The 13,878-nt window shown below is 70.3% G+C and carries 12 protein-coding genes; 3 read left to right on the forward strand and 9 right to left on the reverse strand.

Annotated elements, in window-relative coordinates; translation table 11 throughout:
* Nucleotides 1-34: 34 nt before the first annotated feature.
* Nucleotides 35-1,318: an Ig-like domain-containing protein gene (locus OHA58_RS20560; protein WP_405480485.1), complete on the reverse strand. Its 1,284-nt coding sequence runs from the start codon at nt 1,316-1,318 to the stop codon at nt 35-37.
* Between the two features lie 147 nt (nt 1,319-1,465).
* Complete coding sequence (locus tag OHA58_RS20565) at nt 1,466-2,560, reverse strand: P1 family peptidase (RefSeq protein ID WP_405480486.1); 1,095 nt, start codon at nt 2,558-2,560, stop codon at nt 1,466-1,468.
* A 412-nt stretch (nt 2,561-2,972) separates the two neighbouring features.
* On the opposite strand from OHA58_RS20565, the gene OHA58_RS20570 reads away from it, so the two are divergent.
* On the forward strand, nt 2,973-3,155 hold the full coding sequence (locus OHA58_RS20570; RefSeq protein ID WP_405480488.1) for a hypothetical protein: 183 nt from the start codon (nt 2,973-2,975) through the stop codon (nt 3,153-3,155).
* A 7-nt stretch (nt 3,156-3,162) separates the two neighbouring features.
* On the opposite strand, the gene mscL is transcribed toward OHA58_RS20570, so the two are convergent.
* The 6 genes from mscL to OHA58_RS20600 form a co-directional block, all read right to left on the reverse strand.
* Complete coding sequence (gene mscL / locus OHA58_RS20575) at nt 3,163-3,621, reverse strand: large conductance mechanosensitive channel protein MscL (RefSeq protein WP_405485072.1); 459 nt, start codon at nt 3,619-3,621, stop codon at nt 3,163-3,165.
* A 150-nt stretch (nt 3,622-3,771) separates the two neighbouring features.
* Nucleotides 3,772-4,353 carry an RcpC/CpaB family pilus assembly protein gene (locus tag OHA58_RS20580; protein WP_405480490.1) on the reverse strand — a complete coding sequence of 194 codons (582 nt, stop codon included), beginning with the start codon at nt 4,351-4,353 and terminating at the stop codon, nt 3,772-3,774.
* 219 nt (nt 4,354-4,572) lie between these two features.
* Complete coding sequence (locus OHA58_RS20585) at nt 4,573-5,436, reverse strand: S-methyl-5'-thioadenosine phosphorylase (protein ID WP_405480492.1); 864 nt, start codon at nt 5,434-5,436, stop codon at nt 4,573-4,575.
* A 93-nt stretch (nt 5,437-5,529) separates the two neighbouring features.
* Nucleotides 5,530-5,874, reverse strand: coding sequence for an FmdB family zinc ribbon protein (locus OHA58_RS20590; RefSeq protein ID WP_405480493.1), 345 nt, complete (start codon nt 5,872-5,874; stop codon nt 5,530-5,532).
* Between the two features lie 67 nt (nt 5,875-5,941).
* Nucleotides 5,942-7,228: an MFS transporter gene (locus tag OHA58_RS20595; RefSeq protein ID WP_405480495.1), complete on the reverse strand. Its 1,287-nt coding sequence runs from the start codon at nt 7,226-7,228 to the stop codon at nt 5,942-5,944.
* Between the two features lie 391 nt (nt 7,229-7,619).
* A complete protein-coding gene (locus OHA58_RS20600) occupies nt 7,620-9,140 on the reverse strand; it encodes a potassium/proton antiporter (protein ID WP_405485074.1) in 1,521 nt (506 codons plus the stop codon).
* 268 nt (nt 9,141-9,408) lie between these two features.
* On the opposite strand from OHA58_RS20600, the gene OHA58_RS20605 reads away from it, so the two are divergent.
* Nucleotides 9,409-12,213: a penicillin acylase family protein gene (locus OHA58_RS20605; RefSeq protein WP_405480497.1), complete on the forward strand. Its 2,805-nt coding sequence runs from the start codon at nt 9,409-9,411 to the stop codon at nt 12,211-12,213.
* Nucleotides 12,214-12,287: 74 nt separating this feature from the next.
* Here OHA58_RS20605 and OHA58_RS20610 read toward each other — a convergent pair whose 3' ends face one another.
* Nucleotides 12,288-12,890 (reverse strand): 5-formyltetrahydrofolate cyclo-ligase, encoded by a 603-nt coding sequence (locus OHA58_RS20610; RefSeq protein WP_405480498.1) that lies wholly within the window; start codon nt 12,888-12,890, stop codon nt 12,288-12,290.
* An 84-nt stretch (nt 12,891-12,974) separates the two neighbouring features.
* Here OHA58_RS20610 and galU point away from each other — a divergent pair, with 84 nt between their 5' ends.
* Nucleotides 12,975-13,877, forward strand: a complete 903-nt coding sequence (gene galU / locus OHA58_RS20615) for a UTP--glucose-1-phosphate uridylyltransferase GalU (protein ID WP_227295234.1) — start codon at nt 12,975-12,977, stop codon at nt 13,875-13,877.
* Nucleotide 13,878 lies beyond the last annotated feature (1 nt).

Here is a 13,878-nt window from a genome sequence, read left to right on the forward strand (position 1 = left end):
GGAAGTTCCCGCGCGGCCCTTCCTTATGGGCGCGTCAGGCGGCGCTGCCCGCCGTCCACTGGCTCCACGACATGTTCCAGCCGTTGAGGCCGTTGTCAGGCGCGATGGTGGTGTCGGGGGAGTGCTTGACGGTCACCACGTCGCCGACGAGCGAGTTGTCGTAGAACCACTTGGCGATCGTCGCGCCGCCCGCGCCCTGGACGTCCGCGAGGCCGATGCAGCCGTGACTGGTGCCGGAGCGGCCGAAGGGCGGATTGCCCTTCGGGTACCAGTAGTTGCCGTGGATGAACGTGCCGGACGAGGACAGACGCATCGCGTGGGGGACGTCGGGGATGTCGTACTCGCCGCCGAAGCCGACCGTCGACCCGTTCATCCGGGTCTGCACGAACTTCTCGGAGATCACCATCTGCCCGTTGTACGTGGTGTGCTGCGCGCTGCCGGCCGAGATCGGGATCGTCTTGATCGTCTTGCCGTCCCGCACGACCGTCATCGTCTGGGTGTTGACGTCGACCGTGGAGACCTGGGCGCGGCCCACGGTGAAGCCGACCGTCTTGTTCTGGACGCCCGTCACGCCGTTCGCGCCCTGCACGCCGTCCAGGTCGATCTTCATCGTGACCTTGGAGCCGGCCTTCCAGTACTCCTCGGGACGGAAGTCGAGCCGCTGCGCGCCGAACCAGTGGCCCACGATCTGCTGGCCGCTGCTGGAGGAGACCGTGATGTGCGACTGCACGGCCTTCTTGTTCGTGATCGCCTTGTCGAACGTGAACGAGACCGGCATGCCGACGCCGACGGTGGTGCCGCCGTCCGGCGTGTACGTGCCGATGAAGCTGCCCGACGTGGTGACCGTCGTGAAGATCGAGTTGGCGGCGGCGGTACGGCCGTCGGAATCCTTGGCAGTGGCCGAGATGCGGTACTTCGTCCCGCGCTCGAGCTGCTCCTTGGGCTTCCACGCCGAGCCGTTGGCGGTGAGGGAGCCCGGCACGGTCTTCCCGCTGTCGGGCTCCGTCATCTTCACGTCGGTGAGCTTGCCGGACTTGACCTTCACGCCCGTCGCGTTGATGGACGCTCCCGTCGAACCGTCCTTGGCCGAGATCGTGATCTGTGCGGCGGACGAGCCCTTGCCCTTGGTGTCGCCGTTCTTGCCGTCGGCGTTCTCCGCGTTGGCGCTGCCGCCGCAGGCGGTGAGGGCGAGCGCGCCGACGGTGACCGCGGCCGTCGCCACCAGGACCCGCCGCGCGGTACGCCTGCGGCCCTGCTCGGGCCGCCGGGGTTGCTGCTGGTGCGCGGCCGTGTCCGGGTGTGTCACGAGATGCTCCATGATTGGTCAGTTACTCCAGTGTGTGTAGAGAGGGCGAACTGACCGGAAAGGTTCCTTCGGGAACATGTGAACGGAGACACGGGCCACGCCAGGAACCGGGCGGGCCGGGCGCGTGGCGCGCCCCCCGAGTGGTGGGCGCCCCGTGCCTCAACTCCCGTACAGATCCCCGTACGAGAGGAATGTCCCGCCCGGCCCCCGCACCGACTCCGCCGCGAGCACCGCCCGCACGATCGCCCGCGTCACCATGTCCGCGCCCGCCGCGAGGATGTCGTTCAGCGCGAGGGGGTTGGCCTCGTCGAGCGGGCGCGTGCCGGTCGCGACGGCGAACACGGTGTCCCCGTCGTTGAGGAGGTGCACCGGACGGACGGCGCGCGCGATGCCGTCGTGCGAGGTGCCCGCGAGCTTGTGCGCCTGGGAGCGGGTGAGCACCGCGTCCGTGGCGACGACGGCGAGCGTGGTGTTCATCGGCGGCGCCTGTCCGGCGGCCTCCTCCTTGGCCCGCGCGATCCGCTCCTGCGCCGCCGCGTGCGCCTCAGGCGAGGGGTACGGATACGGGTGCGAGCGCGGGTGCCGGTGGGGTCCGCCGTTCCGCTCGTCGGCGGAGTCCGGGGCGAAGAACCGCCCGTAGAGCGCGCCCGTCGCCGGATCGATCGCGGAGCCCACCGCGTTGGCTACGACCAGCGCCGCGACCGTCACCCCCGAGTCGAGCACCGTGCTCGCCGTGCCCACGCCGCCCTTCAACCCGCCGATCACCGCGCCCGTGCCCGCGCCCACCGAGCCCTCCGCGACAGGCGAGCCCGGCGCGGAAGCGGCCGCCGCCTCCACCGCCGCGCGGCCCGTCGCCGCGTCGGGCCTGGCCCGGAACTCCCCGCCGCGCCCCAGATCGAAGACGCACGCGGCGGGGACGACCGGCACCACCTCGCGCGGCCCGGCCCCCACCCGTACGCCCCGACCCTGCTCCTCCAGCCACGCCATGACACCCGACGCGGCGTCCAGGCCGTAGGCGCTGCCGCCCGTCAGGGTCACGGCGTCGATGCGCCGGACCACATTGCGCGGGTCGAGCGCGTCCGTCTCCTTCGTGCCCGGGCCGCCGCCGCGCACGTCCACAGCGGCGGTCATCCCGCCCTCGGGCGCGAGCACCACCGTCGTCCCGGTCAGCCAGCCGCCCTCGCCGGCGCGGGTGGCATGACCGACCCGCAGGCCGGCGACATCGGTCAGGGCATTGCGCGTGGGCGTCGTCATACGGCATGCGTATCACGTGAGTTGGCGCCCGGGGCGGCCTCCGCGCACGCCCTGAGGGCGTGAACGTCACGCCCACGACGACGGTGAGCGCGGCCACGATGCCCGCCCGGCGATGTTCGCGAAAACCGCCGTGACCAGCTCCCTGTGGTGCTTCGTGGGCTTCTACGTCACGTGCATCGGCGTCTGCCGGTGGTTCTACGCCCGCAAGGGCGCCGAATCCCCCAGCTGACCCCACGACCCGAGCGGCCCGCACCCCCGCACCCCCGCACCCCCGCACCCCCGCACCCCCGCACCCCCGCACCCCCGCACCCCCGCACCCCTGTACCCGCACCCCCGCACCCCCCACCCCTGTACCCGCACACCTGCACCCCGCTCCCGGCGCCCCGCCCCCGGACGGACGTACGCTGGGAGCATGAGCACCGCCCCCGACCCCGAACCGCGCGATCCGAAGAGCGCGCTGGTCTTCGACGATCCGCTGAGCACGCAGTCCTCGGACGACACGGACCGAGGGTGGGGCGAGCGGCCCACCGCCGACGGCGACAGCGCCGCCGACCTGGCACGCTTCCTCGACGAGAAGCCACCCCACCACCTCTGAGCCGCGGCTACTGCTCGCTGTGCCCAGAGCCGCGCTGCGCCACCAGGGCGTCGCGGATCTCCTTCAGGACCTCCAGCTCGGACAGCTCCACGACCTCCGCGGCGCCTTCCTTCGCGGCATCCCGGGCCGCCTTCTTGGCGAGATACTTGGCCATCGGCAGCACCATCAGGAAGTACACGACCGCGGCCGTGATCAGGAACGTGAGAGTGGCGCTGAGCACCGAGCCCCACAGGATCTCGATGCCGCCGTCGCCCGGGCAGGTGCCCTTCAGGCACGACTTGTAGCCGTTCAGGTCCTTCGTGCCGAACGCGCCGACCAGCGGGTTGATGACGCCCTTCACGACGGAGTTCACGATGTTGGTGAACGCGGCTCCGATGACGACGGCGACCGCAAGGTCGATCACATTGCCGCGCATCAAGAAGGCCTTGAAGCCCTCCCACAGACTCGGCTTCTTCTTCTCGCTCACCAGAAGGCCTCTCTTCACTTGTGCAGGATGTGGAGCAAACAGCTCCGCAACCTACGACAGCGCCTGGCGGGCCTGTCCAATTCGCTAACTCGAACGAGGGACTTGACTTCGAAACCGTGCGGACCGGCCCGTCCGGGCACCCGAAAATGATCACCACAGGGTCACCGCCAGCCGCGAGGTGGCACCGGCTCCGGCGAGCCGCGCCGCCGTCTCTCGAGGCACGGACAGGACGACCAGAGCGCCGCCCTCCGCGGCAACTTCGCCGGCTGACTCCGCCGAATCCGGAACGGAACTGACCCGCGCCCCCGCCGCGACGACCCTGCCGCCCTGGCCCCCGGATCCCGGCCCATCACCGGCGCCGGCTCCCGCGCCCGCCGCCACGACGTCGACCCGGTCACCGGGCCGCAGCAGCCGCACCGCCGCCGCGTCCGCGATCCGCACCGGCGCGGACACCGTCACGACCGACCGCCGCACCCGCTCCCGTCCGGAGCCCGAGGACTCGGAGCCTGAGGAGCCCGCGCCAAAGGACCCGGAACCGGTGGACCCGGAACCGGTGGACCCCGCCCCCGACGGCCCCGCGGCCACCAGCACCGCCGCCGTCAGGGCGAGCCCCGCAGCGGCCGCCCGCCGCCGGTGCCGGCCCGCACGCCGTGGCCGCCACCGCCCGCCGCGCACCCGCAGCGGCGCGAAATGAGGGACCTCGCACGTCGGGGGAGTGCTGAACGGGGACATGGGCGACCACCACCTGGATCGAGAGGCATCGGACAACATCGAAAAGCCTCGGAACGCGCAAGCTCGAAAGCTCGCCTCGCGCTCCACGATCCAGGCCCGCGCCGATTCCCGCTGAGCCCCGTGCACAACTCGCCGGTTGTGGACAACTCCCTCACCCGAAGGCGAAGTTCAGAACCGGGCAGCACCTTTCAGCACAGGCCAGCGCCTTCCAGCACGCGGCTACGGCAGCACGATCCCCGGATCCATCCCCCCGAGCGCCCTCACGCACAGGCAGTCCCGCTCGCCCTCCGCCGGCAGCCCCGCCACCGCGTCGAAGAGCACCGTCCGCAGCCGGTCCACATTGGCGGCGAAGACCTGGAGAACCTCGTCGTGCGACACGCCCTCGCCCGAATCGGCGCCCGCGTCGAGGTCGGTGACCAGGGTCAACGACGTGTAGCAGAGCTCGAGTTCACGCGCGAGCATCGCCTCGGGGTGACCGGTCATGCCGACCACCGACCAGCCCTGGGCGGCATGCCAGCGGGACTCGGCGCGGGTCGAGAACCGCGGCCCCTCGACGACCACGAGCGTCCCGCCGTCCACCGGCTCCCAGTCGCGGCCGCGTGCCGCCTTCACGGCGACCCGGCGCCCGGCCGGGCAGTACGGGTCGGCAGGCGACACGTGCACCACGTTCGGCACGGTCCCGTCCGCCAGCGGCTCCCCGTCGAAGTACGTCTGCGCACGGGCCTTCGTCCGGTCCACGAACTGGTCCGGCACCAGGAGCGTCCCCGGCCCGAACTCGGGCCGAAGGCCGCCCACGGCGCACGGGCCGAGGACCTGCCGGACGCCCACGGAGCGCAGGGCCCAGAGGTTGGCGCGGTAGTTGATGCGGTGCGGCGGCACATGGTGGCCGCGGCCGTGGCGGGGCAGAAAGGCGACCTTGCGGCCCGCGATCTCGCCGAGGAAGAGCGAGTCGCTCGGCGCTCCGTACGGGGTGTCGACCTGGACCTCGGTCACGTCGTCCAGGAACGAGTAGAAGCCGGAGCCGCCGATGACGCCGATCTCGGCCGTGACCTGTGAATGCGCCTTGTTCACCGTGTTCGCCATGCCCGGCACAGTATCCGCCCGGGAACGCCGAAAACCCTGCCGTCGGAGGACGACAGGGTTCCGTAAGAACTTGGCCGAAGCGGCCGAGCGGCCTTACGCGGCGGAAGAGCTCGAGGACGAGCTCGAGGAAGAAGACGAAGCGGAGGCCGAGGACGTCGACGTGGCGGACGACGACCCGGACGACTTGGAGTCCGAGGACGAAGACTTCGTGTCCGAGGCCGACTTCGCGGACGACGACGCCGGCGAGCTGCTCGACGAGGAGCCGCGGCTGTCGTTGCGGTAGAAGCCCGATCCCTTGAAGACGATGCCGACCGCCGAGAACACCTTCTTGAGGCGTCCGTCGCAGCTGGGGCACACGGTCAGGGCGTCATCGGTGAACTTCTGCACCGCCTCGAGGCCCTCGCCACATTCGGTGCACTGGTACTGGTACGTCGGCACTTGCTTCCTCCTGGCACTCTCACTCGATGAGTGCTAACGACAATCCATAGTGACGTATTCCGCGAGATCAGTCCACTGACACGGGCACTCGGTGACCGACGCCACGCGCCACGGTCAGGCCTGTCGACGGCGGGACGAGGCGGGATCGCAGGGTCGCCACGACCAGCACGGCGAGCACCGTGCCGCCCATCGGGACGAGGAATCCGGCGCCGTCCCAGAGGCGGTCCTCCAGCTGGCCGGCGACCGTGACGGCCGCTGCCTGGCCGAGCGCGACCGCGCCCGTGAGCCATGTGAAGGCCTCGGTGCGGGCGGTCGGGGGGACCAGCTTCTCGACGAGCGTGTAGCCGGTGATCAGGGCCGGAGCGATGCACGTGCCCACCAGCAGGCCGATCCCGGCGAGCAGGAGCACGGACTGGGCGGCCCAGAGACCGGAGGCGGTCACGGCGAGAGCGGTGTAGGCGAGCAGGAGGCGGCGCTGGGGCGCGAGCTTCCAGGCGACGGCTCCGCAGACGATGCCGGAGAGCATGTTGCCCGCGGCGAACGTCCCGTACAGGACACCGTTCAGGCCGGGCTCGCCGATCGACTCGGTGAAGGCGGCCAGGGCGACCTGCATGCCGCCGAAGACGGAGCCGATGCCGAGGAACGCCACGATCAGGACGCGTACTCCGGGGACGTGCAGCGCGGAAACGTGCTCCACGCGTGCGTGGACGTCGCCGGCGGACCGCGAGGGCCGGGGCTGTGTGCCGCGCTGCGCGGCGAACAGGAGGCCGCCCACGAGCGTCAGGGACGCCTCCGTGACGAGACCGGCGGCGGGGTGCACGCCGGTGCACAGGGCGGTCGCGAACAGCGGGCCGAGGACGAACGTGAACTCGTCCGTGACCGACTCGAAGGCGGCGGCCGTGGTCATCAGGGGCGAGCCCTGGAGCTTGACGCCCCAGCGGGCCCGCACCATGGGTCCGATCTGCGGGGTGGAGGCGCCGGTCGGGACCGCCGCGACGAACAGGGCCCACAGGGGGGCGTCGCTGAGCGCGAGCAGCGTCAGCAGGAGCACGGACGCCGTGTGCAGCAGGACGCCGGGCACGAGGACGGCGCGCTGCCCGAAGCGGTCGGCGAGCTTGCCCGTGAAGGGGGCGAACACCGCCATGGAGACGCCGGTGGTGGCGGAGACGGCGCCGGCGGTGCCGTACGAGCCGGTGGTGTGCTGCACGAGCAGGACCGTCGAGATGGTGAGCATCGCGAACGGCTGCCGGGCGGCGAAGCCGGGGAGCAGGAACGTCCAGGCGCCGCGGGTGCGCAGCAGCTGTCCGTATCCGGGGCGCTTGTCGGTGACCGTGGCCGTGTAATTCTCTGGCACGGCCCTTGCCTTTCTGCCGCCTGGTAGCGCTGACCCGGTGGGGTGCGCCGAGAGCCGTCCTCATGCGCCGGGAACCGAGTGATACCGGGGTCCGCGCCAGGAGGGCCTGGGCCATGCAGGGTATGCAAGGGAACCGCGGCCGCTTTGCGGTCGCGCCGGCTCTACATCAGGCAGAGTCGGTGGAACTTCAGGTGTGTACCGACCATGTTAACGGCCGGACGGGCCGGTTTCTTCCGCGTAGCGGAACTTCATCCACCGGCAATCGACCCGCCATCCACCCGCCGGCTCCCGCAAGGAGCCCCAGCTTCCGCCCCGGAGCCCAAGTTCCCGCCCCGGAGTCCCCGCTCCCGCCCCGGCGCCCAAGTTCCCGCCCGGCGCCCCCGCTCTCCGCCTAGTGAGCCCGCCGTCCGCGCCCCGGGGCCCCGTGCCCCGAGAGCCATCCGGCGAGCTTGCCGCCCTGTGCCACGGCTCGCAGCCGGGCCTCGGCCTCGTCCCGCACCTGGTCCGTCGCCACCACGAGCAGTTCGTCGCCGTGCCGCAGGACGGTCGTCGGCAGCGGCACGAAGGACTGCTTCTCGCGCACGACGAGCGTGACGGCGGCACCCGGGGGCATCCGCAGCTCGCTGACCTCGACGCCGTGCATCCGGGACCCCTCGGGGATCGACACGGACAGCAGATGTCCGCGCAGCCGCTCCAGGGGCGCCGATTCGATGCCGAGGTCGGCGGCGGACGCGGAGTCGCTGCCGAGCCGCAGCATCCGGGCGAGCCAGGGCAGCGTCGGTCCCTGGATGAGCGTGTAGACGACGACGAGGACGAAGACGATGTTGAAGATCCGGGTGCTGTCCTCGACGCCGTTCACCATCGGGATGGTCGCCAGGATGATGGGCACCGCGCCGCGCAGTCCGGCCCAGGACATGAGGGCCTTCTCCTGCCAGGGCATCCGGAACGGCAGAAGGCTCAGGACGACGCTGAGGGGGCGCGCCACCATCGTCAGGACGAGGCCGATGACGATCGCGGGCCATGCGTCGTCCACGAGGTCGTGCGGGGTGACGAGCAGGCCGAGCAGGACGAACATGCCGATCTGCGCGATCCAGCCGAGCCCTTCGGCGAAGCCGCGCGTGGCGGGCCAGTGCGGCAGTTTCGCGTTGCCGAGGACCATCGAGGCGAGGTAGACGGCGAGGAACCCGCTGCCGTGGGCCATGGCTCCGGCGGCGTACGCGGTGACGGCGATGGCCATGACGGCGATCGGGTAGAGGCCGGAGGCGGGCAGTGCGACGTGCCGCAGGCCGAAGGAGCCGAGCCAGCCCACCGCGATCCCGATCGCGGCGCCGATCGCGAGTTCGAGGGCGATCTCGCCGATGAGGGCGTACCAGTGCTCGACGGGTCCCGCCGTGGAGAAGGCCACCACCAGGATCACCACAGGGGCGTCGTTGAAGCCGGACTCGGCCTCCAGGACGCCCGTCACGCGGGACGGCAGCGGCACCTTGCGCAGCACGGAGAAGACGGCCGCGGCGTCCGTCGAGGACACCACCGCGCCGATGATGAGCGCCTGCCGCCACTCCAGGCCCACGACGTAGTGCGCCCCGGCGGCCGTCACACCCACGCTGACGGCGACGCCGACCAGCGACAGCATGACGGCGGCCGGCAGCGCCGGTTCGATCTCTTTCCACTTCGTGCCGAGGCCGCCCTCGGCCAGGATCACGACGAGGGCCGCGTAGCCGATGACCTGCGTCAGCTCGGCGTTGCTGAACGACACGTTGCCGATGCCGTCCTGACCCATGGCCACCCCGATACCGAGGTAGAGGAGCAGGCTCGGCAGACCGCTGCGCGAGGAGATGCGCACGGCGGCCACGGCGATCAGCAGGACCAGCGAACAGACGAGCAGGAGCTGGTTGAGGTGGTGGACAGTCAGGGGCTGTTTCCTTCCTCCGAAGGTCGTACAGGAGGGCCCGTACGGGTGTACGGGCCGCCGCGGAACGACCAGGTACTTCGTTACCTTACCTAATCGTTAACGCTTTCTTGACGCCGTCCAGGGTGACCTCGGGCGGTTTGGGGCCCCGGGTTCTTGACACCGCGTCCGAGGCCGCCGTGCCCTGCGCCTATGGTTGCTCCAGCGCTCCGTGACCCCACAGCCCGCCTGCAGCCCGCTCTGCCGCTCGCGAAGGACAGCAAGGACAGCGATGCCCTCGAACACCAACGCCTCTTCCGGCCATTCGTCCGGCAAGAAGAAGGGGCGCAGAGCCCGACTGATCGTGATCGTGCTGGTCCTGGCCATTGTCGCGGGCATCGGCTACGGCACGTACTGGAGCGTCAGTACCGTGCGTGCCTCCCTCCCGCAGACGAAGGGCTCGATCAAGCTCGACGGGCTCTCCGGTCCAGTGGACGTGAAGCGGGACTCCTACGGGATTCCTCAGGTCTACGCCTCGTCCGACGAGGACCTGTTCATGGCCCAGGGCTATGTGCAGGCGCAGGACCGCTTCTGGGAGATGGACGTCCGCCGCCATATGACCTCCGGCCGGCTCTCCGAGATGTTCGGCAAGAGCGAGGTCAAGACCGATGAGTTCCTGCGGACGCTCGGCTGGCACCGGGTGGCGCAGAAGGAGTACGACTCCAAGCTCTCGCCCGAGACGAAGAAGTACCTCCAGGCGTACGCCAAGGGAGTCAACGCCTACCTCGCCGGCAAGGACGGCGGGGACATCTCCGTCGAGTACGCGGCGCTCGGGTTCAGGAACGACTACGCGCCGCAGAAGTGGACGCCGGCCGACTCCGTGGCCTGGCTCAAGGCGATGGCGTGGGACCTGCGCGGCAACATGCAGGAAGAGATCGACCGCTCCCTGATGACGAGCCGCCTCGGCCCGCAGCAGATCGCGGACCTGTACCCGGACTACCCGTACGACCGGAACAAGCCGATCGTCCAGTCGGGCTCCTACGACAGCGCGACCGACTCCTACGGGGAGGGCTCCGGCGGGTCCGGAAATCAAACCGGTACGGGTACGGGCACGAGCACCGGAACGGGTACCGGCACCGGCACCAGCACGGAAGGCGCCGCCGGCACCGGTCTCGCCGGCAACACCGAGGCCCCCAACGGCCTGCAGAGTCAGCTGACCGGGCTCTCCGACGCCCTGGACCAGGTCCCCGCGGCCGTCGGCCCGAACGGCAACGGCATCGGCTCCAACTCGTGGGTGGTCTCCGGAGCGCACACCATCACCGGGAAGCCGCTGCTCGCCAACGACCCGCACCTGTCGCCGCAGCTCCCGTCGGTCTGGTACCAGATGGGCCTGCACTGCCGGAGCCTGTCGGCCTCGTGCCAGTACGACGTCACGGGCTACACGTTCTCCGGGATGCCCGGCGTGATAATCGGCCACAACCAGGACATCTCCTGGGGCATGACGAATCTCGGCGCCGACGTCACCGACCTGTACCTGGAGAAGCTGAACAGCGGCGGCGGGTACCAGTACGACGGCAAGACGGTCCCGTTCAAGACCCGCAAGGAGACCATCAAGGTCGCCGGCGGCGACGACAAGGCCATCACCGTCCGCGAGACCAACAACGGTCCGCTGATCTCCGACAGGGACGACGAGCTGGTCAAGGTCGGCAAGAAGGCAAAGGTCGACGCGGCCGCCCCCGACCGGGGCGACGGCTACGGGGTCTCGCTGCGCTGGACCGCGCTGACCCCCGGCAAGTCCATGGACGCCGTGTTCGAGCTGAACAAGGCGAAGGACTGGACGCAGTTCCGCAAGGCCGCCGCCGACTTCGAGGTGCCCTCGCAGAACCTGATCTACGCCGACACCAAGGGCAACATCGGCTACCAGGCGCCCGGCAGGATCCCGGTCCGCGGCAAGGGCGACGGCTCGCTGCCCGCGCCCGGCTGGGACTCCGCGTACCGCTGGAAGGGCTCCATCCCGCAGTCCGCGCTGCCGTACGAGTACAACCCCAAGCGCGGCTACATCGTGACCGCCAACCAGGCCGTCATCGACAAGGACAAGTACCCGTACCACCTCACCTCCGACTGGGGTTACGGCACGCGCAGCCAGCGCATCACCGATCTGATCGAGTCGAAGATCGCCGGCGGCGGCAAGATCTCCACCGACGACATGCGCACCATGCAGATGGACAACAGCAGCGAGATCGCCAAGCTGCTCGTGCCCAAGCTGCTCAAGATCGACGTCTCGGACAAGTACGTCCGTGAGGCGCAGAAGCTCCTGGAGAACTGGGACTACACCCAGAACCCGGACTCGGCGGCTGCCGCGTACTTCAACTCGGTCTGGCGCAACATCCTCAAGCTGTCCTTCGGCAACAAGCTCCCCAAGGAGCTGCGGGTCAAGGGCCAGTGCCTGAGCGTCGAGCCCGCCGGTGACACCGGCCCGGCGGACGAGGACCGCCGGGTGCGCGAGTGCGGCGAGCGCGACGCGGACTCGGCGCAGCCGGACGGCGGCGACCGCTGGTTCGAGGTCGTCCGCAAGATCATCAACGATGAGAACAACGACTGGTGGAAGGCCCCGGCCACCCGCACCGACGCCGAGACCAAGACCCGCGACCAGCTGTTCGCGCGGGCCATGGAGGACGCGCGCTGGGACGTCACGGCCAAGCTCGGCAAGGACATCGACACCTGGAGCTGGGGCCGGCTGCACCAGCTGAGCCTGAAGAACCAGACCCTCGGCACGGACGGGCCCGGCTGGCTCCAGTACGTGCTCAACCGCGGCCCGTGGAAGCTCGGCGGCGGCGAGGCTGCCGTGGACGCGACCGGCTGGAACGCGGCCGGCGGCTACGGCGTCATCTGGGTCCCGTCGATGCGCATGGTGGTCAACCTCGCGGACCTCGACAAGTCCAAGTGGATCAACCTCACCGGAGCCTCGGGGCACGCGTTCAGCGCGCACTACACCGACCAGACCGAGAAGTGGTCCAAGGGCGAACTCCTCCCGTGGGTCTCCTCGGAGAAGGCGGTCGGCGCGAACACGAAGGACACCCTGGTGCTGCGGCCCTGACGACGGGCGACACCGCATGAAAGGGCCCTCCACGCACGCGTGGAGGGCCCTTTCAAGTCACCGGGGCAGACGGTTCACCGGAAGCGGCGCACTCCCGAAGGCGTCACCACGGCGTGCACGGGTCGGTCGTGCGGCTCCTCGGGGACGCGCTCGACGACCTCGCCGTCGTACAGGAGCACCACGAGCGCCGGATCCGCGTCCGCGCGCTCAAGGCGCGCGAGGACCCGGTCGTACGAGCCGCCGCCACGGCCGAGCCGCATGCCGCGCCCGTCGACCGCGAGGCCCGGCAGCAGCACCGCGTCGGCCTCCACGACGGCCTCGGTACCGAGCGGCTCCCCGGAGGGCTCCAACAGGGCCATCTTTCCCACATGTTGCACGCGCGCGAGGGACCCCTGTCCGTCGTAGGCGCCCCAGTCCAAGTCGTTGTCCTCGAGGAGTACGGGAAGCAGGACGCGTACCCCGCGCGCGTGGAGCGCGTCGAGCAGCGCGCGGGTGCCCGGTTCCCGGCCGACGGAGACGTACGCGGCGACGGTCCGCGCCCCGGCCAGCTCGGGAAGTTCAAGCGCCTGACGGGCGAGTGCCCCGGCCGCCGTCTCGACGTCATCGGCGGGCAACCCCGATCTCACCTGGAGGAGTTCTGCCCGCAACGCGTTCTTGTCAGCCTTTGACAAACACATAGCCAGCTCACAAACCCCTCATATAGGCATCAACTTAACTGGAAGCAAATCTTCCGCCCAGACGCTACGGATATGGTTCACCGCATGACTGAGTCGCACCCCAGGATCAGCAAGGCTGTCATCCCCGCCGCAGGCCTCGGCACCCGGTTCCTGCCGGCCACCAAGGCAACGCCCAAGGAGATGCTGCCGGTCGTCGACAAGCCGGCGATCCAGTACGTCGTCGAGGAAGCCGTGTCCGCCGGCCTCGATGACGTACTCATGATCACAGGCCGCAACAAGCGGCCCCTGGAGGATCACTTCGACCGCAACTACGAGCTCGAGTCGGCTCTCCAGAAGAAGGGCGACGCCGGCCGCCTCGCCAAGGTCCAGGAGTCCAGCGACCTCGCGACCATGCACTACGTCCGCCAGGGCGACCCCAAGGGCCTCGGTCACGCCGTCCTGTGCGCGGCTCCCCACGTCGGCCAGGAGCCCTTCGCGGTCCTCCTCGGCGACGACCTGATCGACCCGCGAGACCCCCTGCTCGCCCGCATGGTCGACGTCCAGGAGCAGCGCGGCGGCAGCGTCATCGCCCTCATGGAGGTCGAGCCCTCGCAGATCCACCTCTACGGCTGCGCCGCCGTCGAGGCGACCGAGGACGGCGACGTCGTCAAGATCACCGGCCTCGTCGAGAAGCCCGACCCCGCGGACGCCCCGTCGAACTACGCGATCATCGGCCGCTACGTCCTCGACCCCGCGATCTTCGAGATACTCCGCCGGACCGAGCCGGGCCGCGGCGGCGAGATCCAGCTCACCGACGCCCTCCAGCAGCTCGCCGACGACGAGAAGGCCGGCGGCCCCGTCCACGGTGTCGTCTTCAAGGGCCGCCGGTATGACACCGGAGACCGTGGCGACTATCTGCGTGCCATTGTCAGACTCGCGTGCGAACGTGAGGACCTGGGCCCGGACTTCCGCGCCTGGCTTCGCAGTTACGTCACCGAGGAGATGTAGC

The sequence above is a fragment of the Streptomyces sp. NBC_00009 genome (assembly GCF_045040855.1).
GTDB lineage: Bacteria > Actinomycetota > Actinomycetes > Streptomycetales > Streptomycetaceae > Streptomyces > Streptomyces aureus.